This is a genomic window from Pseudoalteromonas aliena SW19, assembly GCF_014905615.1.
GTDB classification, from domain to species: Bacteria; Pseudomonadota; Gammaproteobacteria; order Enterobacterales; family Alteromonadaceae; genus Pseudoalteromonas; species Pseudoalteromonas aliena.
The window spans coordinates 89,166-113,940 of the sequence record NZ_AQGU01000025.1; the positions used below are offsets into that span (position 1 = coordinate 89,166).

Genomic DNA, 24,775 nt, shown 5'->3' on the forward strand with positions numbered 1-24,775 from the left:
TTAAAGTGAATAAAATCAAACTGAATATTCATTTTAATTGAAAAAATACCCGTCCGCTTAATAGGCAGTCCATTCAATATAGGTAACAAGGGGAGTCTAAGCATGATTGAAACGTTAAAGGTAAAATTACTCGATGGTATGCACGCTTATAATGAATGGGAATGTGCTTTAGAAATCCCTATTGATTATAGCTTGGATGAATTACATCAGGCAATTTTATCTGTTGTAGGCTTTGATGATGATCATATGTATGAGTTTTGTATTGGTAGCTCTTATTATTCTAGAAGCGCGCAGCGTATAGTATACAATGACGATAAGGTAACCCAAGAAACAGTTGCTAGCATATTTCCTCAAGCTAAGGGTAAAAAGCTCTATTATATGTTTGATTACGGTGATAGCTGGTTGTTTCAAATAAGTAAAAGCAGAAAAAAACGCTTTAGTGAAAAGCCTGATATATTTTATCCTAGAGTGGTGCTCGAAAGTGGTATAAAACCGAAGCAATATCCTGATTGGGATGAATGATTTTATCTAATTGGGTAGCTGTAGAGCACAGTGGTCAACTAGTTTTGACCACTGCTTGGATTAATTAGTGTGCCTTTTGTTTAACTCATTTGATATTAGTCCATGATTATAACTATGTGCCCTTAGCTAATATTAATAGCGCCAATTACCTTGGCGTGACTAACATTAGCTTTGCCTCTTTACCGTCGGTTAATATCGCAATATTACCCTCAGTGGTAACAAACACATCTCTTAATCGACCTGCGGCCTCGGGAAATACGTGAGACTGCGTAAATTCACCATTGGCTAGGTTAACACTGTACAGCTTTTGATCGACCAAAGTAGTGATCAGTACATGCTTTTGTAATGAAGGAAAAGCTGCGTGTTTAGATCCGTAATACGCCATGCCTGATGGCGCTATTGATGGCGTCCAATTAACACTTGGTTTTTGCATGCCTTTATATTCGGTAAAGGGTGAAATACGCGCTTGCGAGTAATCTTTGCCATAGGTGATTACCGGCCAGCCGTAATTGGTGCCAGCGGATAAGTAATTTAGCTCGTCACCGCCTGCGGGGCCGTGCTCGTGGCTAACAATTTGCTGCGTATCGTAATCATAAACTAGGCCTTGCGGGTTACGGTGGCCAAGTGAGTAAACAGCATGGGCGTTTGGGTTTTCGTGATTAATAAATGGGTTATCTGTTGGAGTGCTGCCATCTAAGTTTATGCGTAATATTTTACCAAGCTGGCTGGTAATAACTTGTGCTTGCTCTCTAAAATCAAACCCATCACCATTTGAAAATAGCAAGGTATTGTCGGGTAGGACTAGGGCACGGCCAGCATAGTGTTGCGGTGTGTTTTTATCAGTCGCGACTTTATAAGTAACGTTAGGCTTTGAAAAGTCAGTTCCATCAAACGTGGCTTTGGCAATAACAAGTCGGTTTGCGCTTGCATCACCTTGGGCATAGGTAAAAATAATTTCTTTGGAGTCGTTATAATCTGGCGATAAGACAATGTCGAGTAAACCCCCTTGGCCCGCAACGTATAAACCTGTTAGATTTAATTTTACTCTTGATTGTGCGTCGTTTTTAACTATAACGACGTGGCCATCACGTTCTGTAATTAACCATGTGCCGTTTGGTAGTTCAACCATGCTCCACGGAGACTGTAATTGCGTAGCCAGTGTTTTTGTACGGTATTGCTCTTTTGGTAATGCGGCTTGTGCATTAACAGAAAATGCTAAAAGCGAAAGCAGAGTAAAAAAAGAGATACATTGTTTACTGGGCAAGCCTTTGCTAGCATGACTGGTATAAGAGAAAAGCTTTATTTTAAGTTGAGATAACCATGTCGTTTTTAACACGTATATTGCCTTCATTTTTAGTTTCTTGGTTACTTACATTCACACTTGCTAGCTTGTTTCATAGTCAATACGTTGTCAATCAATTAGTTAATGTGGGTGTTGTGGTAGACTTTAGTGATCGCGTTAATTTAACGCTTGATGATTGGTTAGGCTTATTACCCACCTACGGCGCTATTATTGCCATTGCACTTGTTATCGCTTTTTTCGCCGCAGGATTGCTGTATAAAAAGGTTAAAAAACAACAAACTCAGCTATTTGTTATTGCGGGTATTGTCGCTTTTGCTGTTGTTTTAGTTGCCATTGAGTCAATTATGAATATTCATATTATAGCGGGCGCGAGAGGTTGGGGATTTTATGCGCAACTGCTTGCGGGTGCGGTAGGGGGTTATGTTTATTCACAGCTAATAAAGGAAACAGTTAGTAAAACTGGCCTTAACAAGTGTTAGTTTAGAGGAAATAAGTAAGACTTTTATTACGACTTTGCACTGCCTAAATGTTAATTACTCTTTGTAGCGCCGTATAAAAACTCTTCGCCGCAGTCCATCCATAAATCGTATTTGGCCATGACTTTGGTAAACATGGGGGCGTGTAAAAACTCGTTTAACCATTCGCGCACATGCGTGTATTCGCTTTGTAAGTACCAGTGTTTATCTACGCGGGCAAACTGTCTAATAAACGGTAGCAGGGCATAATCGGCTAGACTTTTTTCATTGCCCATTAAGTATTTATGCATGGTTAGTTTTGCTTCAAACTGTTTAATATACTCTTCGCAGGCTTTTTGGTAATAAATTTGTGCCATGTCTTTTGTGCGAGCATAAAATTTGTACTTTTCGAGCACCGGTTTAAATTGCGTGTCGTTTAACTTAACTAACTCAAGCATGCGCGCAAGTGCTAATGGATCGTGAGCGTGTAGTAAATTATGCGGATCGTTGTGTTTAAGCGCCCAGAGCATAATATCGATGCTTTCATCTACAACTTGATTATTCGGCAGTAATAAAACAGGCACAGTGCCTTTTGGCGATATTTGCAAAAGATGCGGTGGCTTATTTTTCGTTTTTATAGCACGCAGTAAAACCTGTTGCTCTGCCATTAAAATACCCATTCGTGCACGCATTGCGTATGGGCAGTGTTGTAGTGAATATAATAATGGCAATGTCATGTCAGTTACCTTAGCTGTTTAGGCCTTCAACATATTGTTGGCGGGTTTGTACTTTTACCAAGCTATTTAGGTATTCAACCGCTTGTGTTTGGCCGTTAACTAAGTCTTGGAAGTGCGCAAGTAACACGGCTTTATCGAGCTTTTCTTTATCGCCTGAGCCAATATCGGTTAAATCAATCATAAACTCGTCAAATTTGTCGGCAAAGTCACTCACTATATCCATGTTTAAAAATTGCTCATGGTTGTAAATACTTGGGTAGCCGCCTTTTTGTTTATCAATAGCAAAGCTAATGCCTTTTACATTGGTAACGGTGGTTTCTTTTTTACAGCTCAACATACAGCTTGCGTCAATACGTGGTTTTTTACAGCCTACCGTTTGCTGGAAAAAACACTGTCGGCTAGTCATCATTAGTATTGGATGATAAATGCTGTACATCATTTTAAAGTTGTTAGGGCGTTTAATATTACGCATTTGTGGTTTGTTTATTTCGTTTGAAATAAACGCGCCTTGTGCATTTAAATCTTCTTGTAGTGTTAGTAACGCATAAGAGTTTGTGGTGTTTAATAACGGGCCGGCAATCCAGTCAATACCCATTTTCACCGCTTTAAATGCCACGCCTGTATTGTTACTAATAATAAGCTTAGGTTTTACAACTTCGAGTAAACGTACCGCTTCTTCAAAATCTTTACCAATTAATACCGCCGGAAACCACGGAATTAACTGAGGGTGCTCTAAAAATACATTAATGTATTTATCGTTATCGGTTCTAAAGCTTTCAGGTAATTTAAAGTAAACATCGCCGTCAGTTAAATCACATAGGTGAACGTCTTTTATATCCGATATTAAAATAGAGAGTGTTGTTTTGTTTTTATCGACTTTTTCGTGATTAACTAGTTTAGGTAGTTCAACAGGGGCGAGTACGTTTTTGCCTTCGTTTAACAAAAACGCGACTTGCTTTTTAATACGGGCAAGCTCTTTAAACGGAATGCTTAAGTTGTCGCCTAAGTTTGAGTAATCCATGTTTTTAATGTCAAAATTGGCATTACTAAAGGTTTTAAAGCGTTTATCAATAGCGGCAATATCAACAACCGATTTATCGGCGGTGTGCATAGGCATTTGCGATTGAACTTCAAAACGTAGAGGTTGCAGAGCACTTTCATCTGCTAGAGTGTTGTCGTGTTTATCGTTTATTATCAGTGTTACTGTAAATGGCTGGTTTAATTGGCCTGTAAACTCAAAGCGTAGCTCTCGTTTTGAAATATCTAAAAACTCAATCTTCTTTTTAACCAATGTATCAATGTCATTTTTTTCTGCGGCGAGCTCTTGTTGTGCATCGTAAATTTGCACAACCGAAATCGCGTTGTTTTTTTCGTTAGCGTGATCAAAGCTATGATCCCGTGGGTTATCGGTAAACATGTTTTTAGTCATGTCACCTTGCAAAAACTTATTAGTAAAATTACGGTTAAATACTTTGTATAAGCTTGAATCGTCTTCAATGAGGTTACCGGTTTGTACAAAGGTATCTATTTGTTTGCGCCAGCTATCAATCACCGTATGTACGTAGTTAGCGCCTTTAATACGGCCTTCTACTTTTAACGAATCAACACCTGCGGCTACCAGCTCAGGTAAATCAAAATAGGCTGAATTGTCTTTTAAGTTTAACGGGTGTTTGTTACCCATCGCCGTTGGCTCGTATTCATCACGACACGCTTGCGAGCAACGACCACGATTGCCCGAGTTACCCACACTTACTGAGCTTGAATAACATTGCCCTGAAAACGCAATACATAAGGCGCCGTGAACAAATACTTCGGTTAATACATCGCATTTGTGTGCTACGTCGGTCAGTATTTTTATTTCAGTTAAGTTAAGCTCGCGCGATAAGTTTACACGCGTAGCGCCAATGCGCGCTAAAAATTCAACCTGTGATTCGTTATGGGTAGTTAACTGAGTCGATGCGTGAATATGCAAAGTAGGAAAGTGCTTTTTAACAATATTGAACAATCCTAAATCTTGCACAATAATGCCATCGAGCGTTGTATTTACTAGCTGATTTAATAGCTTAAATAGCGCACCCATTTCGTGCTCTAATATCACTACGTTTAGCGTTAAAAATATTTCACAGCCGTATTCATGGGCTAAGCGAAGTGCGCCGTTAAGCTCATCAAACGAAAGATTAGACGCTCGGTTACGTGCATTAAAAGTATCTAATCCACAATAAACCGCATTAGCACCGGCTACAATGGCGGCTTTTACCGCGTTTACATCACCGCCTGGGGCTAATAGTTCAATCTTTCTACTCATGACAACTTCACTTCGCTCATATTTAATTGCCGCGAATTTTATCTGGTTAGTAGCATGAATGCTATTTATTGAGGGATATAATGAATACAAAAATGAAAGAGTGTATAAAATTTTAATCAAGCTGGCTGACCTATTATATAAACATGTAATAAAATGATAGTTTATAGAGCAAGCTAGACTTCCAACTTTACTTAGGCAATAGATATCAGCAATCAAGATCTAAAACAGTTAGATACAGATTTTAATATTCAAGAATCTGTAATTATTAACACCCAACTTAAAATAGCCACATTTAATCTGTTTAACTATCTTGAGCCGCCCAATGCATACTATGAATTTGAGAAAATTTACACTACGCAGCAGTGGGTCAAAAAGCAGCGCTGGATAGTTGATTATTTAACGCAATATCAACCCGATGTAATTGGCTTTCAGGAAGTGTTTAGTATTGACTCGTTAAAAGAGTTAGTAGGCGAGCAAGGTTATAATTACTTTGCAGTAGTTGATACGCCAGAGGTGATTGACGACTTTATTTATAAACGCCCCGTAGTGGCGATTGCGGCTAAATACCCCATAGTTGAAGTGGCAGCGGTTGAGCACGATAGTGAGCTTGCAAGTATGCTTGGCCTTAATAGTGAGTTTACTTTTAGTCGCAAAGTACTAAGAGCTACCGTTACTTTGCCGCACATAGGCAATACTGATTGTTATGTGGTGCATTTTAAATCTAAGCGCCCAATGATTAATGTTGATGAGCACAATAAAGAGCTAACGCCTGAAAAGAACATAATCGAAATTTTAAAGGCGAATGTAGCGGGCGGATGGGGCTCAACTATTCAGCGTGGCAGTGAAGCTACATTGCTAATGATACAAATGATTACTCGCCGTGAAGCTACGCAGCAACCCATGCTATTAATGGGGGACTTTAATAATGAACTTGCGGATGGCGTGTTAAGTCATTTACTCACAAAGACATTACGCTTTGCTCCTGCTTTTGATGCTAAAACCTACCTTGCTAAATATTGTTTAAATGATTCATGGGATTTATTTGTAAAGTCGCAGCTAAGCAATGGTGAGCTGCTTAGTGATGAAATAATAACAAACGATGTACAAATCGATTGTAATAGCAATAACAGCGAGATTGTTGATTCAACGGATAAAAGCCAAGAAAAAAATACAAAAATAACAAATCCAGCACCGTTAAGAGCGCCTACACATTACTATGGTGCTAGCAGCTCTGTGCTGGATTACATTTTATTGTCGTGTGAGTTTGATGCCAGTTACGATGATAGCTTTTTTGAAGTAAGTGATTACAGTACGTATGACAGGCATTTAATAAATCCCGAGTATGAGCGTGATGATTTAACTACCGACCACGGTGTGGTGTTGATCACACTAAAGTTAAGGTCGTAAAGGCTATTTTTATTATGAAGAAATTAACTACAATTACATTCTTGGTATTTTTTATGTTTAATTCTTTTGCAGCTGAATTTCCTACCAGTGCACGGTCTGAAAAAGCCATATCAATGGTTGAATCCACATTAAAAGAGCAACTTTCTAATAAAGGGCTTAGATACGGGGCTCCTATATTTATTCGAATATTTAAAGATCCTGGCATTCTTGAAGTCTGGGTAGAGTCAGATGATGACACATTTATACACTTCAAAAACTATGAAGTTTGTACTTTTTCAGGTGATCTTGGCCCTAAATTAAAAGAAGGCGACAATCAAAGCCCGGAAGGGTTTTATTATGTTAATGCTGGCCGGCTCAACCCTTGGAGCAGTTATCACTTATCGTTTAATTTGGGCTTTCCAAATAAGTATGACCGGGCACACAACCGAACTGGCAGTGCACTGATGGTGCATGGCAACTGTGTTTCCATTGGCTGTTATGCAATGACTGATGAATATATAAATGAAATTTACGCATTAGCTGCTGCAGCGCTAAAATCGGGGCAGCCTTTTTTTAGGGTTCATTCATTTCCGTTTAAGCTTGATGATGAGGTTTTATCAAAGTATAGAGCAAATCAATGGTATTCTTTTTGGCTTAACCTTAAAGAGGGTTATGATTATTTTAACACTCACAAGCAGCCGCCAAATGTTGAGGTTTCTAGCAGGAAATATACCTTCGAAAAGAAATAATCGCTAAAGTTAATGCTGATCGTGTACTCGCATTACTATTTTAAACCGCCTAAAATTTGTACATGTTTTAACTGTAAAAATTTAACAGTGCCCATCCTTTATTATCCAGTGGATATTTATTGATCTACATCACTTTTAGATGTGGTGATAGTGATAGATTATAAGTTGTGAACTCGACATTTAAAATTCATTAAAATGATCTACTATCGTGAAACAACAAAGTCGAGTCACCCCTAAATTACAATTAACCCAGACAGTGATAGTTAACTCCAAAGATAGTGCAGTATCAGCTTAATCTTATGGAATAGGGCAATACTGGCTACATTTACCTACTTTTATATACATGGAGTTTTACCGCATGACAGTTAAATCGACACTCAAATCACTCAGTACAATCGCTGTTATGATCATATTGGGTGGGGGTGGTTGGTATGCTTGGCAAACTCAGCAATCTGCACTGCTATCTGAACAATTGCCAGAGAGCGTAGCCTACGGGAATGGCCGCATTGAAGCGACCGAATATGATATTGCAACAAAATTGCCGGGTCGCTTGATTGAGGTATTAGCACAAGAAGGTGACATGGTTGAAGCCGGTCAAACTTTGGCCGTTATTGACACTGATGATTTAAATGCGCAATTACGTGAAGCTAATGCGGGGTTACGTGTTGCTACTGAGTCGCGTAAGTACGCTTTGGCAATTGTAGAGCAGCACAAAAGCGAACTTAACTTTGCAGAAACTGAATTACATCGCTCAGTCACACTGCTAAAGCAAGGTCACATCTCAAAAGAAGTGGTTGATCAACAACGAACAAGCGCTGCAACAGCGCAAGCGGCTTTAAAAGCGGCGAATGTAAAAGTGGTGCAGTCGAGCGCCGAAATTGAAGCAGCGCAAGCGCGTATTGAGCGATTACAAAGTAATATTGCCGATAGCACCCTTAAAGCGCCTATTAGTGGCCGAATATTATATAGATTAGCAGAGCCAGGTGAAGTGCTTGGCAGCGGTGGCAAGGTTTTTTCGCTGCTTGATTTAACCGATGTATACATGAGTATTTATTTGCCAACAGCGCAAGCAGGCAGAGTAACAATAGGCTCGGAGGCACGCATTGTAATAGATGCTATTGCACAATATACGCTACCCGCTAAGGTTACTTTTGTATCAGCGCAAGCCCAGTTCACACCTAAATCGGTAGAAACACGTAACGAACGTGACAAACTGATGTTTAGAGTAAAAGTGAAACTTGATGCAAAATTATTAAACGACCATATCAAACAAGTTAAAACAGGGGTGCCCGGCCTTGCTTATGTTTTATTAGCACCGGAAAAAAATTGGCCTATGCAATTACAGGTGAGAGTACCTGAATAATGGCTAATGCTAAAACCAAAAAATCGTTGAGTGTGGTAAAGCTGACACAGGTTACGCATCGCTATGGCGATAACTTAGCACTGGATAACATTAATATTGAATTACCAGCAGGTAATATGGTGGGCTTTATCGGCCCCGATGGGGTGGGTAAATCGAGCTTACTTGCACTTATTGCTGGCGCTCGCGCGATTCAAGAAGGTGATGTGGGGGTGCTGGACGGTGACATGCGTGATAATGGCTTTCGAACTTCGGTTTCACCACGTATAGCCTACATGCCACAAGGTTTAGGCAAAAACTTATACCCAACACTCTCTGTTTTTGAAAATATTGATTTTTTTGGTCGCCTTTTTGGTCAAGATAAAAAAGAGCGTCAGCATCGAATTAAAAACTTACTAAAAAGCACCGGACTCACCGAATTTGCCGCTCGCCCTGCAGAAAAACTCTCAGGCGGAATGAAACAAAAACTCGGTTTATGCTGTGCGTTAATTCATGATCCAGAACTATTGATTTTGGATGAGCCAACAACGGGAGTTGATCCGCTGTCTCGCCGTCAATTTTGGCAATTAATTAACCGTATTCGCGCTCAGCACAGTGGTATGAGTGTACTTGTTGCGACCGCTTACATGGAAGAGGCTGATGATTTTGATTGGCTGATAGCCATGGATGATGGAAAAGTTATAGGCACGGGTAGTCCAGAGGCTATAAAGATACAAACGGGGCAAAAATCCCTTGATGAAGCGTTTATATCATTATTACCTGCAGAAAAGCGTCATGATCATCATGTACTTGTTGTTCCTCCTCATCAGCAAAATCTAGAAACAGCTGAAGCTGCCATCCAAGCAACAGGCCTTACTAAAACCTATGGCGATTTTACGGCGGTTAATAATATAAATTTACGAATCGAACAAGGCGAAATTTTTGGCTTTTTGGGGTCAAATGGTTGTGGTAAAACCACAACCATGAAAATGCTAACAGGCCTGCAACCGGCCACCAGTGGCGAAGCGAAGTTATTTGGTCAAGTTGTTGATGCTAAAAATATAGAAACCCGCAAGCGCGTTGGTTTTATGTCACAAGCATTTTCACTCTATAATGAGCTGAGTGTTGAGCAAAATATGGTGTTGCATGCCCGTTTATTTCATTTGCCAGCAGAGCAAATAGCACCGCGCGTTAATGAATTAATTATACGCTTTAACCTTAAAAAATATCGTGATGATTTTCCTGCCGATTTACCTTTAGGAATTCGCCAGCGTTTATCGCTTGCGGTTGCGGTAGTGCACAATCCTGAAATGCTAATACTTGATGAACCTACCTCGGGCGTAGACCCCATAGCGCGTGACGATTTTTGGGAACTACTTATAGAGTTATCGCGGGAGCAGGGAGTAACTATTTTTATTTCGACCCACTTTATGGACGAAGCTGCACGCTGCGATAGAATTTCGTTGATGCATGCAGGAAAAATACTTGCCAGTGATACACCCGCTGCACTTTGTAAAGCGCGCAGTGCAGATACGCTCGAAGATGCCTTTATTGCTTATTTAGAAGAGGCGGTGCTTGAGTCTCAAGCGAGCTCTGCTTTGCCAACAACGATGGCTGAAGAGCCAGAGCTGTTACCTGAAAGTGAACCTAAAACTGCGCCAATTGGTAAACAAAAAGCGAATACCGCTTTTAGCTTTTTACGCTTATTTGGCTATGCCTATCGTGAAACTTTGGAGTTATGGCGCGATCCTATTCGTTTAACCTTTGCGTTGTTAGGCTCAATTATTTTAATGTTTATTTTAGGGTATGGGATCACCTTTGATGTTGAAGATTTGAGCTTTGCAGTGATGGATCAAGATCAAACCCCGGAGAGTCGCGATTACGTTCGAAACATTACCGGATCGCGCTACTTTATACAAAAAACCGATATTAAAAGCCCTTCACAGATGGATAAGCGGATGCGCAGTGGTGAGCTAAGTGTGGCGATTGAAATACCGCCCAATTTTGGTCAGCAATTAAAGCGTGGGCGTAAACCCGAAATTGTAGTGTGGATTGATGGCTCTATGCCGTTTAGGGCTGAAACTATTAATGGTTATATGAGCGGTACTTACTACAACTATTTAACTGATCTATCACTGCGTACGTATGGAGTTGTGCCTAATTTGCTTCCGGCTAATATTGAATCACGCTATCGCTACAATCAAGATTTTAAAAGCATTGAGGCAATGGTGCCTGCTGTTATCCCGCTTTTGTTAGTGTTTATACCTGCAATATTAATGGCGCTGGGTGTGGTACGTGAAAAAGAGTTAGGTTCAATCACTAATTTGTATGTTACTCCGGTTACGCGGCTTGAGTTTATTATTGGCAAACAACTGCCTTATATTTTAGTTAGTATGGTGAGTTTTTTTGGTTTAATTGCCCTTGCTGTGACTGTGTTTGGTGTTGCGTTAAAAGGCAGTTTTTGGGCGCTCAGTGTGGCTGCATTATTATATGTAACAGCAACGACGGGCGTAGGGTTATTAATTTCGGCTTTCACTAAAACGCAAATATCGGCGTTAGCCGCATCCACAGTAGTTGTATTGATGATTGCGGTTAACTTTTGTGGGTTGATTGACCCCGTTTCATCGTTAGAAGGTTTGGCCGCAATAATAGGCAAACTGTTCCCAACCACGTATTTTTTAGAAGCATGTCGTGGTGTATTTAATAAAGCACTTAATTTTTCCGATTTATCAGCGCAACTTTTGCCTTTACTTGCTTTTATACCCGTACTGACGTTAGCCAGTGTATTTTTACTTCCAAAGCAGGATAAATAGTCATGCAACGCCATAGTAATATTCTTCATTTAGGCATCAAAGAGCTGCGTAGCTTATGGCGCGATAAAGTGTTGCTGTTGTTTGTATTTTTTGCTTTTACGGGATTGATTTATGTGGTGTCTTCGGCAACGTCAATAGAGTTAAATAATGCGCCTATTGCGGTTGTTGATGACGACCAATCGCAATTATCTAAACGTATTATTAATGCCTTTTACGGGCCTTACTTTAAAACGCCTGATGTGATTGCATTAAGTGAAGTTGACCCTTCGCTTGATAGCGGCAGCTATACCTTTGTATTAAATATCCCGCCGCACTTTGAGCGCGATGTACTCGATGGTAAACAGCCTACACTGCAAGTAAATATAGACGCCACCCGTATGTCGCAAGCGTTTATTGGCGATAATTATATTAAAACAATTATCAGTGCTGAAATTAATGAATTTGTGCAAGGCTATCGCGCGGTATACACGCTACCTATTAAACAATCGGCGCACATAATGTTTAATCCCAATATGACCAGTGTATGGTTTGGCAGTGTGATGGAATTAATGAACGTGATCACCATGATTTCGATTATTTTAACGGGTGCTGCGGTGATCCGCGAGCGTGAGCACGGTACGCTTGAGCATTTATTAGTGATGCCATTAACGCCTTTTGAAATTGTCATAGCTAAAATTTGGGCCAATGGTTTAGTTATTTTATTACTAACCACTTTTTCACTCTTCATCGTAATTGAAGGTTTTTTACAAGTGCCTATTCATGGCTCAGCAGCGTTGTTTTTATTGGGCGCCGCCATTCACTTATTTGCGACCACGTCATTGGGTATATTATTGGGAACGCAGGTGCGTACCATGCCGCAATTAGGCTTATTGATGATATTGATTTTACTGCCATTACAAATGTTATCGGGCGGTGTTACGCCCCGTGAAAGCATGCCAGATATAGTACAAAACATTATGCTACTTGCACCGACGACTCATTTTGTAAAATTTGCTCAAGCCATTTTATACAGAGGGGCGGGGTGGGATGTAGTTTGGTCTTACTTTTTAGCTTTACTTGCAATTGGCAGTGTATTTTTTATATTTGCATTAACACGTTTTCGTAACTCAGTAGCGCAAGGTTAGTGATTATACCAATTTTATTAAAACATAATCATTCTAGCGTATTAAATAACTCGCCAACTGCGTTGAATTTACTTGCAATAGACCCGCTATTGACGCGTAAATTCGCCTTGTTTCCACTGAAAATCTCTGGCTAGAGAAAATAAATTTAAATATCACCATGATTCAATGCATTAGTAAATCTCTTAACCAGAGTTTAGGTTAATTTAATGCAATTGGTATTAATACCAAACTGCATAAATCTTTGATCAATTTAACGAATTAAATTGCACTATAGCGTCGTTAAAAATTTTTTATTTAGAACAACTAGATACAAAAATTTTCGCCTAGTTCTAGCGTAATTTTCTTAACGTTAAATAGGCCCCATATATAAGCAGATTGGTATAAATTAATGTTTAGCGATGTGGGCGGTGTATCGGATAAATGAATGTGTGAGTCATAAAAAAGCCACTAACTTATACAATTAGTGGCTTTTTTAGTTAGCGCTGAAAATAGCGGCTTAAGATAAATTTAATATCCAAAATTCAGGTTAGTTCTGTCTAGGATTAATTACTAAAGGTGACAATGTGATGGTTGCATTGCTACTTGCCCCTTTATATTCTTGATAGTCTTTGTTCTCAAAAAGAGTATAAAAAACGTCAACATAGTCATCATTATTGGTAAACCACTCGTCTGGCATTGCTTTTAATAGCTCATTTGTCAGTTTAGGGATGATGGCAAAACCCTGTGCTTGCAAGTCAGGAATGTTGGACATAACTTGCTCTGTGATTTCTAATAATTTTGATGCTAGCGTTTTATAATTAGTGTTGTCATCTTGCTCCATTAAAAGCATATCGACTGCTTGCCAACGGTAACGTTGCCAATGAATTACAACTTGATTAGGGTTGTATGTCGTTTCGTCATGATCAAGATAAGGTAAATCCACTATATCTAATATCGGCTTATCTCTAGATGGATCGATACCTGTAACAATGGCATACACCTCAGCTTTGCCTGAGATCCATGGTTCTTTATCATCGGCTAAATGTATTTTTTTCAATACACTGGTTTGCATTGGCTTTTCGTTATTTAATAGGTTTATTTGCCCAAATGCGCCATCATTTAACTTCCCAGGAGATAGAATACTGCGCATAACAGCAATACCTGCACTTTGTACTTTTTGCTGATCTAATTCCACCACAAATACAGGCTGGTTTGGTAGTTCATCAACAGCGAGATAATGAATCTGACCAAATTGGTCAAACGCTTCAATTTCAGTCCACAGTTTATCGTCACCTTGTGGTGCAAACGCGAATAAAGGACTTTGGCCTTGTTGCCAATCAGCGAGCATAGTATCACTTGCTAAACGAACTTGTAATAAACTGCCCGTGCTCTGTGGTAAGCCTTTTAGTTGTTGTAAGGCACTGTTTGCTTCACCAATATTCTGCTGCTTTTGCATCCCCAAAGACGAAAGTTGGTCGGCATTTAGGATAAGGTTATATTGATTTAGCGTTTGTTTAAGATCCGAATTTAGTAAGTTGTAGTTAAGTGCTACATCTTTGGCAAAATTACGCTTAATTGTTGTCACGTCTTTATATTTTGCTAACTTAGACAAGTCTTCAATTTCATTTATATTAGCTTGCGCTGAAAAAGCGGGTGCTGATACAACATTTAATAAAGCCAAAGCAGCTAGGTATTTTGTTATTCTATTTGTCATATGTATTCTACCGTTCAGTTATCAGTACCTATATAAAACACCGATTAGAATAAATACTCAAGTAAATATTTTAAAATACGTAATTAGTATTGGTATTGGTTTTTTATCTCTAACTAGTTAAAAAGGGTTGATAAAAAGTAATCTAAAACATGTAGCTAGCACTTGCAATGTATTGAATTACTCGTAGTCTTAAAGCTTAAAACACTGAGTAAACTTTATAAAAACAGAGTATGTATTACATATTTTTTATAATGTAATAATTTATTTACTTTAATATCATATAGTTATTTTTGGTATCAAATGTGCTAAACATTAATGCCTGTTTATCTTTTGAGGTTGAATTTGCAGCATGCGTTTGGTTTTTAGGCAAGGCAGAGTCTATGTTGTGTGGTATTCCCCATAAATAGGCGATAACGCAGCATAAATGCCAAATGCGCTGCCCTTTGGTTCGTCCTAGGGGCGATTAACTCTTTGTTGCCTACATGTATGTAGGCAAGGGGCGTGAGCAGGACGCGGAAGCTTTGCTCGGTTTTTAGTTATTCTTATAGGGATGTAAGCCATTAGAGTAACGCAGGAGCAGTTACCGAGCCCGCTAGGTTACAAACCTCGTGCCGCGATTGAATCGCCCCTAGGTAGAACAAATTTAATCCACAAAGGTTAACTGGCCCTAGTAATATAATAAAACAAGGAATTTGAAAATGACTGAAGTTACGCTTTCTGCCTATTTGGCATTTTACCTTTACTTAATTATGCTCGTGGTGCAATGGGCGGTGGCTACATTTAGTAAAGCTAAAGAGCCTCATGCTGTCCCTGGTAAAATAAAGGGCGATCTATCGCACGACAGCTTTATATTTAGAGCGCACCGCACATTTCATAATACGCTCGAAAACAGTGCGCTATTTATAGGCACCGTATTATTTGCATTTGTGATTAATTATCAAAGCCCACTTTTTGCAATGTGTGTTTGGGTGTATTTAATAGCGCGTATAATTCACATGGTGTTGTACTACACAATTGCAACAGAGAAAAACCCAAGCCCGCGTAGTTACTTCTTTTTAATTGGTGTGATTGCAAATGTGGTTATGTTAGTAATGATAGGATTAAGATTAGTTGCCTAGGTTATACAAATAGAGCCTATAAATTATATTTGTTATAACGTTATAACGTTAAAAAAGCGAAGAAGCTATGTAGCATCTTCGCTTTTTTATTTTAAACGGTTTTAGCTAGTTTACTATTTTGACCTAAATCGGGTTAAGATATTTACCATCGGATTGAGAAATAATAATGTTTAAACTTCTTCACTCTATGTTAATAGTTGCATTACTAATTATTCCATCGTAGGTTACTGAAATAACAGCAGTATTATTAGTACTTGATTTACTCGTTAGCCTATATAAAGCCTCTTTTGTTCCGGCATTAATTAACTTACCTTCCACTATACTACTACCATTAAGGTTCCAATCAGCAAATTCGGTAACATTTAGGCTTGCTGGTGTAGTGGTATAATTTGCTGTTAATACGAGGTCGATTGTTTTTAATGGCTCTAATGTTAGTGTGCTTTCGCCATCATTAATTTGGATTGTGTTAAGAGTTGCATCTCCCTTAACTTCTAACGTTGCTATTTTTTGCTTCCCACCACATTGACCAATAAGCTTGGTTGAACCTGGCTTTAAAGCAAAAATAACACCTTTGTTATTCTTATCTGTTGTTATTCCTACATAGTCGTCTGTATTTAGCTGTGACCAAGAAATACTATTATCTATATTAAACGTTGAATCTGTATTACTGAGATTAGCTTGTGCTTTAAGTTGCATGCGATCGCCCACATTTAATGTGATCGTATCTGTCGCAACATCATCAACTAAAAGATTTATGCTTTCTAGATTTTTTGGATCTGAAGTGACGTTTAATTGAGCTGTAACTGTGCCTATACTTGCGGTGATCTGCGTTTTTTCAATACTAGGTGCTGAGGTAAATAAAGTTCCATCTGAGTCAATGGTTGCAGTAGTACTATTATCAACGGAAAAACTCATATCTTTAATAGTATTTAATGAAATATATCCATCCGTGTAGCTAACATCACCATTAATTTTTGCATCAATACAGGTGTTTATATTACCGGTTTGTGAGGATGCTTGCTTTAATTTAATGCTAGCAACTGCTGCATTGCTTATCGATATCTCTCCATTACCAGAAATATCATTAATAGTAGTGCCTGTAATTTTAACTAGACCTTGATCAGCTGAAGAGTTCGCTATTGCAGTCACTAAACCACTATCACTCACGGTTGCAATGTCGCTATCGCTTGAGCTCCAAGTTAATTCTTTAGTGACATCTCTTTTTTTACCTTTGCTATCAATACCTGTTGCGCTAAGTTGATGTTTATCGCCCACTCTTAAGCGTGTTTGAGCATTTTCAATAGTGACTGATTCTATAATAGTTCCTTCACTGCGAAGCTTTTCGAGGGTAACAGCTTTGACAAGGTCGTCGGATTTGTCATCTGAGCCACAACCAATAATGCTTGTTAATAAAATTGCAACAACGGATAATTTCGGGAAAGTGTTTATTTTTGTCATTTTGGAAAAATACCTTTGTATAATAAATTAATGACTAAAATTGGTATGTAAAACCAAGAGAGATAGCTGTAATTTTAATATCATCTTTGTTGTATAAAGATTGATAACCCAATCTGATTTGGGTGTTGTCTATGTAAGGAATATCTTGATGTACCGCCAGTCCCCACGCAAAACCTTTATATTGAAAGTTGTCACTAATTGTCATTTCAGGACCCGCAGTTACAATATCTGTTATTGCATACCCCAAAGAAACATCTAAGCCAAAACCATTTACAACATCTGATTGCATAACAAAAAATAGCGCGGCGCTTTTCTCTATATCAAACTCAATACTATAAATATTATCAGTGTCATTAGCAGCTAAATATTGGGCTTCAAAAGCCATGTTGTTGTTACTAACACCTAAACGTAGTGCGGTTGCTTTGGGTTTTGCATCTTCGCTGGCAATCGTGATTTCAGGTAAAACGTAATCTACACCGATATAAACGGTGTCAGCAAAACACTGTGAAGACGCGCAAAGGAAAAGTAGAGGAAGTATTTTTTCCATAAAGAGGCTCACTATCCATAAATTATTATAAGGCAGGGATGGTATATAATCGACTAAAATTAATCAAGAAAATGTCCGTGTTTTATGTTTAAAAAGGTACAATTAACCACTTTATTAACACTTTGATAAATGAATAATTAGGAGCTATTTTTGTTTCGTTTTTAAAATATTAACAACAAAAAAAGCGAAGACCTTAAAAGGCACCTTCGCTTGTTTTGTTACAGTTAAATTCAGTAACTCACAGATTAATACCAATTGCATTAAATTAGTGATCTATTATAGCGATAAGAAAATAGCGCAATAACAAGGCTAAAATTATGATACATAGTTGTTCTATATAAATAATTTTAACGTAGTGAGTGAGTTATTTAATACGCTAGAATGATCATGTTTTTAATAAAATTGGTATAATTAATCTATACCTATAAACCCGCCTGTTTGGTGCGTCCAAAGGGCTGCGTAAATGCCACCTTTAGCAATGAGCTCTTCATGAGTACCTTGCTCAACTACGCCGCCGTCATCAAGTACAATTAATCTATCCATTTGTGCAATGGTTGATAACCTGTGTGCTATAGCGATTACTGTTTTACCTGTCATTAAGTCATCAAGGCTTGCTTGAATTGCTGCTTCTACTTCTGAGTCGAGTGCGCTGGTGGCTTCATCAAGTATGAGTATAGGTGCGTTTTTAAGTAATACGCGGGCAATAGCAATACGTTGACGTTGGCCGCCCGATAGGGTGACACCGCGTTCGCCTACTTGTGCATCAAACCCTTTATTATCTTTACTATCAACCAAGTCGTTTATAAACTCGAGTGCTTTAGCTTGCTTGGTAGCGTTTATCATCTCAGCTTGCGTTGCATCGGGACGTCCATACAAAATGTTATCTTTTACTGAACGGTGCAGCAGGGAAGTGTCTTGCGTGACCATGGCGATATAACGGCGAAGACTTTCTTGGCTTACGTCTGTGATATTTTGACCATCAATTTTTATGCTGCCAGAGTCGGTATCATAAAAACGCAATAATAAGTTAACAAGCGTTGATTTACCTGCGCCAGAGCGACCCACCAATCCAATTTTTTCGCCGGGTTTAATCGTTAAATTTAGCCCGTTCATAACGGGGCTGCGAGTAGTCTCGTTTGCGGCTTTACCGTAATTAAAGTGTACGTTATTAAACTCAATTGCCCCTTGGCTTACGTTCAGTGTATTGGCGTTTGGTTTGTCGGCCACTTCGATAGGGTTTGAGAGTGTTTTCATACCATCGGCTACGGTGCCAATGTTTTCAAACAGACTGCTTATTTCCCACATGATCCATTGCGCCATGCCGTTTAATCGAAGCGCTAGACTTACTGCAACCGCAATTGCCCCCGCGCTAATTGCGCTAAGCGACCATAAATAAAGTGATACAGCAGCAACTGAGAATACTAATAGGTAATTTAGGGTTTGAATAACGAAGTTCAAGCTAGTTACCAAGCGCATTTGTTTGTACACAGGCTGCAAAAACACATCCATGCTTTGTTTTGCGTATTGCTCTTCTCGCTGGGTATACGAAAACAATTTGATCGTAGAAATATTGGTGTAGCTATCAACAATACGCCCCGTCATTTCTGAACGAGCATCGGCTTGTGAGCTAGCAATTTTTTTAAGGCGCGGAACAAAATATAGCTGCACGCAAATGTATAAAGCCAACCAAACCAGTAAAGGGATCATTAAGCGCCAATCAGCTTCGGCAACTAAAAATACCATCGAGCCAAAATAAACCACGATGTACATTAGTACATCTAGTAGTTTAGTCACTGTTTCGCGAACGGCTAAAGAGGTTTGCAGTACTTTAGTGGCTATTCGTCCAGCAAATTCATTTTGATAAAAACTCACGCTTTGACGCAGTAAATAACGATGCGCTAACCAGCGTATCGACATAGGGTAATTACCTAACAAGGCTTGGTGCAAAATAGCGGAATGAAAAAATACAACGACAGGCAGCACAACTAATAGCATTACAGCCATTTTAACAAGTTCTGACTTTTGTTCGACAAACAAAGTCTCGGGTGTGTAGGCCGTTAACCAATCAACTAGTTGCCCCATGTAGCTAAATAAAGACACCTCTAGGATAGCGAGCATGGCGGCGCTTATTGACATCAGCACCAGCGATAGTTCCATTCCTTTGGTGTAGTGACGACAAAAAGCAAATAAAGTAGAAGGCGGCTGAGTAGGTTGGTGCTCAGGAAATGCTTTGGTCATTTTTTCAAATAATCGATACATTTTAAAAACTTAAATGGCAAATAATGGTGAGTATCATAGCATTTAAGTATTTTAAAATGCAGCCTTGTAAAGGCTTAATATTAAGATAAGCGTGCAGCCAAATAATACAGATATTACCATCATCCTTATTTGAGTATCGAAAAGATATTAAATTTGATAGCAGATCTAAAATAGGCGAATATTAGCGAGTGTTTACTTCCCAGAAATAGACATTAAGGCAGTTAGCATTGAAAATAGCTGCTGAGATAGACTCATTATTCAAAATTGGCTTAATTATAAGGAGGTGATATGTACACAGGTTCATGTTTATGTGGTGAAATTACAGTAGAGCTAACGGGCCCTATTACGAGTATTATCCATTGTCACTGTTCACTTTGCAGAAAAAACAGCGGTACTGCTTTTGCGACTAACGGCTTTATAAATGCCAACGAATTTACAATTTCAACAGGCAGTAATTTACTAAGCGAATATTCTTTTAAAGCAGGGCGTACGCGTTATTTTTGTAAATGTTGCGGTTCACCAATTTATAGTGCTAATGCAGATGACAAAAGTCGATATAGAATTCGTTTGGGTCTAATAGATTCAGCGATTACTGAAAAGCCTTTATCTCATAATTTTGTAACTTCTAAGGCAAATTGGGAGCAACTAGAAACGAGCTTACCTTGTTACGATACATTTGAACCTGGTCGCTAGTCGTTACTCTATTTCTATATGATATATAGTATTTATTGCGTTATGTAGTTTTGGAGCAATGACTTGCATTACTTTTGATGCGTGTATGGCTTCAATACTAATATACTTCAACGACTTGTGGCTAAGTATTAGTACAATATTGCTGTATTCATTAAATTCGATGAGTGCGATGCACTCAAAATACTGACGCAGTAAAACTAAAATATTTTTTAAATCTTGGCCTGTTTGAGGGTTTAAATTAATCACTGCTTGGCCATTTTCATCTATACAGCGATTAATTGATTGCCAAAATGAATGACTTTGAATAAACGTTTGGTGGTACTCTCCACTAAAAATATCAATATAGATAATGTCGTATTTTTGATTGCATAGACTTATAAACTGCTCAGCACATTGTAAATGAACAGTGTGATCGTTGGGTAATTGAAAAAACTGCTTTGCAATGCTCACTATTGCTGGGTTTATTTCTACACTTTCAAACAGATTAATGGGGCTTAAGTAAGGAGTATTAGACTCAATATGTTTGAGTGTACGTTCTAACCCAGCTGTGCCTAGCCCTAAATTTAGAATACGCAGGTTATTAATCGGTATTAATAAAAATAACAGCATGCTTTGATATATAGCCACACATACTTTTTCAGGGCTCACTTTATTCATTACACCTTGAATAATTACGTCAGACTGTGGGTTGTTGTTAAGCGTGAGCCATAGATGTTCATTATTTTGATAAACGCAAGTTGAACCAAATTCATTTTCGACATGATAGGTTAGATTACTTGATGTGGTATCGATTTTTAATTGGCGCATAACAGTATGTAGTAGATTAAACTCGCTCAGTAGTGTGCCATGAATAGGGTGAGGTTTTCACTTAATTTTTACCTAACCTGAGCTCTACGGCCTGTTTATCTTTCGAGGTTGAATTTGCAGCAGACTGTTTGGTATTTAGGCAAGGCAGAGCCTATGTCATGTGGTATTCCCCATAAATAGGCGATAACGCAGCATAAATGCCAAACATGCGCTGTCCTTGGGTTCTGCCTAGGGGCGATTAACTCTTTGTTGCTCGGTTTTGATTTAGCCCACTAGGTTACAAACCTCACGCCGCGATTAAATCGCCCCTAGATTGAACACATTTTAATCCTGAAAGGTCAACAGATGTATGGACTCCCACTTCCCTCAGGAGTAACGTAATAAGCGATAAAACTTTTACCAAGGAGCCCATACATGTTTGATTGTAATGTAATCACAATTGATTTAGCAAAAAATTTATTTCAGGTTTGTAAAACAGATAAGAATGGACATGTTATTTATAACAAAGCAATCACGAGAGCTAAACTTAAAGAATTGTTAATTAAAGAGAAGCAATCTTTAGTTGCTATGGGATCGTGTGGCGGAACACATTATTGGGCACGCTTTGCGAAACAGGCTGGTCATCAAGTAAAAGCGATTAATGCACGACAGGTAAAAGCATTCCGTCAAGGGCAAAAGACAGATGCGAATGATGCGCTGGCTATTTCTGTTGCGGCTCGCCTGCCTCATATTAAAGGAAGTCGTTTACTTTCAGCCCATGAGCAATGCCTGCAAGGCATTGAATGTATGCGTGATTTATTGGTCAAACAAAAAGTAAGTTTAAGTAATCAACTCAGAGGCTTACTTTTGGAGTTAGGGTATCCAATAGCTCAAGGCGATACCCCGTTAATTCACGCTATACCTGAGATACTAGAAGAGGCAGAAAATAGTTTAACAGCCTCATTTCGTTTTTCAATTCACCTCCTTTTTAAACGCTTTAAGGAGACAATTGAAGAAGCAAAGCTGATTGAAAAACAATTGCATGAAATAATTAAAGAAGATAAAACATGTAACCGCTTACAAGCCTTAGAGGGAGTCGGTCCAGTCTGTGCAATTTTGATAAAAATAGCGCTAGGTAATGCAACACATTTCAAAAGTGGTCGAGAAGCCGCCGCATGTTTTGGTCTAACACCAGTACAACATAGCAGTGGGGGTAAAGAAAAAATAGGCGCGATATCTAAAGTGATAGGAAATAAGAAGCTGCGAAGTGCTTTGTTTAAAGGTGCATTAGCGGTTGTTTCCCAACTAGAAAAAAGAGAAAGTCGCAGTGAAAAAGATGTATGGTTGAAAGCATTAACCGCGCGTCGAGGAAAGAAAGTAGCAGCCATTGCTTTAGCGAATAAAACGATAAGAACGGCTTTTGCAATGCAAAAGCATGATAAAGAATACCAGCCACAATTACTTGCGGCTTAAAATTTGTCAATAAGAGCGCTTAAAATAGGTAAGACCAACCTTCAATAGACTGTTAGGGCCTGAAGTTTCATAAACTGCTCAACAGAAAAGTCATGAAGGTGCGAATACATAAGAGGCCAGAGGTAGCCCCTCAATTTGAGCCCGTATATAAGCTAGCATCTAAATTTATTTTAACTTTTTCTTTTTGACATTGACGGAGAGTCCATATAAGGCCCTAGTTAAGAGATTTACTAACGTATTGAATCATGGTGATATTTAAATTTATTTTCTCTAGTCAGAGATTTTCAGTGAAAACAAGGCGAATTTACGCGTCAATAGCGGGTCTATTGCAAGTAAATTCAACGCAGTTAGCGCTGAAAATGGCTGCTCGAGATAGATTTATTATCCTAAGTTCAGGTTATACCTTGATCATATCCTCAGTAACTACATCAGCATCACTTTATCGTTTTTTAGTGTACTAAATACATTAAGACACTCTCAATCCTGCACCTTAGCGTAGCTATGTTCACATTTATCTCAAATGTATTGAAGTACAAACGTGCTTGAGTGATGGTGTATGCTCAAATAATTCGGAGTCATATTTATGCTTAGCACAGGTATTAAAATTACGAGTAAAATTTTGCAGCACAGCACGTTAGCTGTTGTATGTTCTTTTAGTCTGATGGTAAATGCGTCAGAGCTTAAATTTGAGGATCAACAAAAGCTTCATGATATAGCAAACAACGTATCTGCTAGTCGCATTGGTCATGATATTCAAACACTGGTGAATTTTGGTACTCGTCATACACTTTCAGATACTAAATCTGATACTCGAGGTATTGGTGCGGCTAGACGTTGGATAAAAAAAGAATTTGAAAAAATATCAGCACAATGTGGCGGTTGTCTTGAAGTTATTGAAGTAAAAGATACTATTTCGGGTGAAAAACGCATTCCGAATCCTGTTGAAGTTGTAAACATAGTCGCTATTCAACGCGGTATTAGCGAGCCAAACCGTATGGTGATGATGTCGGGAGACATAGATTCACGTGTTAGTAACGTTATGGATTTTACCAGTGACTCGCCTGGTGCTAACGATAACGCTTCTGGTGTAGCGGGCGTTATAGAAGCGGCTCGTGTTTTAAGTAAGTACAAATTTAATGGTTCGGTAGTTTACGCAGCACTTTCGGGCGAAGAGCAAGGTTTGTTTGGCGGTAAAATATTAACGGCTTATGCACAAAAGCATAACTGGCAAGTTCATGGCGTTTTAAACAACGATATGATTGGTAATATTACCGGTATTAATGGCGTAACCGATAACACGACGGCCCGTATATTCTCTGAAGGAACACGTGTTGTAGAAACTAAAAAGCAAGCTAACACTCGCCGTTTTACGGGGGGGGAAGTTGATTCTGCGAGTCGTAATCTAGCGCGCTACATAGATACTATTGCTGATAAATACATCCCAAATTTAAACACGATACTCGTTTATCGATTAGATAGATTTGGCCGTGGTGGGCATCATCGTCCATTTAACGATGCAGGGTTTGCGGCGGTGCGTATTATGGAAACTAACGAACACTACGACCGTCAGCATCAAGATTTGCGAACTGAAGATGGTATTGAGTATGGCGATACAATTGAAGGCGTTGATTTTGATTACACCGCAAAGTTAACATCACTCAATGCTGTTGCTATGGCCTCAATGGCATGGGCACCTGCACCGCCAAAAGAGGTTGAAATAAAGGGAGCCGTGACAGCGAATACGTCATTTTCTTGGCAAGAAACCAGTGATGAAAATATTGCCGGTTATAAAATTTATTGGCGTTATACCAGCGAGCCGCAATGGCAGTTTAGTAAATATGTTGGCAAGGTTTCAAAGTACACACTTAAAAACGTAGTGATTGATAATTATTACTTTGGAGTTGCGTCTGTAAATAAACAAGGGATTGAGTCGCCAGTGGTGTTTCCCGGTGATGTAGGATCGTTTGATCACAATATAAAATAGTAGCTTGGTTGAAAATACAGCAAACAGTAGG

General features: G+C 38.8%; 19 protein-coding genes. 11 read left to right on the forward strand and 8 right to left on the reverse strand.

The window, feature by feature from the left end; translation table 11 throughout:
• Nucleotides 1-102: 102 nt before the first annotated feature.
• Nucleotides 103-522: an IS1096 element passenger TnpR family protein gene (locus PALI_RS05975; protein ID WP_193155236.1), complete on the forward strand. Its 420-nt coding sequence runs from the start codon at nucleotides 103-105 to the stop codon at nucleotides 520-522.
• 145 nt (nucleotides 523-667) lie between these two features.
• Here PALI_RS05975 and PALI_RS05980 read toward each other — a convergent pair whose 3' ends face one another.
• The gene (locus PALI_RS05980; RefSeq protein WP_193155237.1) at nucleotides 668-1,858 is read right to left on the reverse strand and encodes a PQQ-dependent sugar dehydrogenase; all 1,191 of its coding nucleotides are present in this window, start codon (nucleotides 1,856-1,858) and stop codon (nucleotides 668-670) included.
• Here PALI_RS05980 and PALI_RS05985 point away from each other — a divergent pair.
• Nucleotides 1,843-2,304, forward strand: coding sequence for a hypothetical protein (locus tag PALI_RS05985; protein WP_077537746.1), 462 nt, complete (start codon nucleotides 1,843-1,845; stop codon nucleotides 2,302-2,304). The genes PALI_RS05980 and PALI_RS05985 overlap by 16 nt on opposite strands.
• A gap of 50 nt (nucleotides 2,305-2,354) precedes the next feature.
• Here the strand turns inward: PALI_RS05985 and PALI_RS05990 are convergent, their stop codons facing one another.
• Nucleotides 2,355-3,017, reverse strand: a complete 663-nt coding sequence (locus PALI_RS05990; protein WP_193155238.1) for a glutathione S-transferase — start codon at nucleotides 3,015-3,017, stop codon at nucleotides 2,355-2,357.
• A 10-nt stretch (nucleotides 3,018-3,027) separates the two neighbouring features.
• Complete coding sequence (locus tag PALI_RS05995) at nucleotides 3,028-5,322, reverse strand: peptidase U32 family protein (RefSeq protein WP_193155239.1); 2,295 nt, start codon at nucleotides 5,320-5,322, stop codon at nucleotides 3,028-3,030.
• 297 nt (nucleotides 5,323-5,619) lie between these two features.
• Here PALI_RS05995 and PALI_RS06000 point away from each other — a divergent pair, with 297 nt between their 5' ends.
• From PALI_RS06000 to PALI_RS06020, 5 genes are all read left to right on the forward strand, one after another.
• Nucleotides 5,620-6,729, forward strand: a complete 1,110-nt coding sequence (locus PALI_RS06000; protein ID WP_193155891.1) for an endonuclease/exonuclease/phosphatase family protein — start codon at nucleotides 5,620-5,622, stop codon at nucleotides 6,727-6,729.
• Nucleotides 6,730-6,743: 14 nt separating this feature from the next.
• Nucleotides 6,744-7,457, forward strand: a complete 714-nt coding sequence (locus tag PALI_RS06005; protein ID WP_193155240.1) for a L,D-transpeptidase family protein — start codon at nucleotides 6,744-6,746, stop codon at nucleotides 7,455-7,457.
• 358 nt (nucleotides 7,458-7,815) lie between these two features.
• Nucleotides 7,816-8,820 carry an HlyD family secretion protein gene (locus PALI_RS06010; RefSeq protein ID WP_077539009.1) on the forward strand — a complete coding sequence of 335 codons (1,005 nt, stop codon included), beginning with the start codon at nucleotides 7,816-7,818 and terminating at the stop codon, nucleotides 8,818-8,820.
• Nucleotides 8,820-11,609, forward strand: a complete 2,790-nt coding sequence (gene rbbA, locus PALI_RS06015) for a ribosome-associated ATPase/putative transporter RbbA (RefSeq protein ID WP_193155241.1) — start codon at nucleotides 8,820-8,822, stop codon at nucleotides 11,607-11,609. Before PALI_RS06010 ends, rbbA begins: the two co-directional genes overlap by 1 nt.
• Before the next feature lie 2 nt (nucleotides 11,610-11,611).
• Complete coding sequence (locus PALI_RS06020; protein ID WP_193155242.1) at nucleotides 11,612-12,733, forward strand: ABC transporter permease; 1,122 nt, start codon at nucleotides 11,612-11,614, stop codon at nucleotides 12,731-12,733.
• Nucleotides 12,734-13,259: 526 nt separating this feature from the next.
• On the opposite strand, the gene PALI_RS06025 is transcribed toward PALI_RS06020, so the two are convergent.
• Entirely contained in the window at nucleotides 13,260-14,426 is a 1,167-nt protein-coding gene (locus PALI_RS06025) for a DUF3103 family protein (RefSeq protein ID WP_193155243.1), read from the reverse strand.
• 698 nt (nucleotides 14,427-15,124) lie between these two features.
• On the opposite strand from PALI_RS06025, the gene PALI_RS06030 reads away from it, so the two are divergent.
• Nucleotides 15,125-15,544: an MAPEG family protein gene (locus tag PALI_RS06030; protein ID WP_193155244.1), complete on the forward strand. Its 420-nt coding sequence runs from the start codon at nucleotides 15,125-15,127 to the stop codon at nucleotides 15,542-15,544.
• 180 nt (nucleotides 15,545-15,724) lie between these two features.
• Here PALI_RS06030 and PALI_RS06035 read toward each other — a convergent pair whose 3' ends face one another.
• The 3 genes from PALI_RS06035 to PALI_RS06045 form a co-directional block, all read right to left on the reverse strand.
• Complete coding sequence (locus PALI_RS06035; RefSeq protein WP_193155245.1) at nucleotides 15,725-17,002, reverse strand: Ig-like domain-containing protein; 1,278 nt, start codon at nucleotides 17,000-17,002, stop codon at nucleotides 15,725-15,727.
• A 34-nt stretch (nucleotides 17,003-17,036) separates the two neighbouring features.
• The gene (locus tag PALI_RS06040) at nucleotides 17,037-17,549 is read right to left on the reverse strand and encodes an outer membrane beta-barrel protein (protein ID WP_182702744.1); all 513 of its coding nucleotides are present in this window, start codon (nucleotides 17,547-17,549) and stop codon (nucleotides 17,037-17,039) included.
• Nucleotides 17,550-17,960: 411 nt separating this feature from the next.
• Nucleotides 17,961-19,808, reverse strand: a complete 1,848-nt coding sequence (locus tag PALI_RS06045) for an ABC transporter ATP-binding protein (protein WP_193155246.1) — start codon at nucleotides 19,806-19,808, stop codon at nucleotides 17,961-17,963.
• A 288-nt stretch (nucleotides 19,809-20,096) separates the two neighbouring features.
• Here PALI_RS06045 and PALI_RS06050 point away from each other — a divergent pair, with 288 nt between their 5' ends.
• A complete protein-coding gene (locus PALI_RS06050) occupies nucleotides 20,097-20,501 on the forward strand; it encodes a GFA family protein (RefSeq protein ID WP_193155247.1) in 405 nt (134 codons plus the stop codon).
• Nucleotides 20,502-20,504: 3 nt separating this feature from the next.
• Here the strand turns inward: PALI_RS06050 and PALI_RS06055 are convergent, their stop codons facing one another.
• Nucleotides 20,505-21,308 carry a spermidine synthase gene (locus tag PALI_RS06055; RefSeq protein WP_193155248.1) on the reverse strand — a complete coding sequence of 268 codons (804 nt, stop codon included), beginning with the start codon at nucleotides 21,306-21,308 and terminating at the stop codon, nucleotides 20,505-20,507.
• 414 nt (nucleotides 21,309-21,722) lie between these two features.
• Here PALI_RS06055 and PALI_RS06060 point away from each other — a divergent pair, with 414 nt between their 5' ends.
• Nucleotides 21,723-22,760 carry an IS110 family RNA-guided transposase gene (locus PALI_RS06060; protein ID WP_193154364.1) on the forward strand — a complete coding sequence of 346 codons (1,038 nt, stop codon included), beginning with the start codon at nucleotides 21,723-21,725 and terminating at the stop codon, nucleotides 22,758-22,760.
• 661 nt (nucleotides 22,761-23,421) lie between these two features.
• Nucleotides 23,422-24,744, forward strand: a complete 1,323-nt coding sequence (locus PALI_RS06065; protein ID WP_404935932.1) for a M28 family metallopeptidase — start codon at nucleotides 23,422-23,424, stop codon at nucleotides 24,742-24,744.
• Nucleotides 24,745-24,775: the final 31 nt, after the last annotated feature.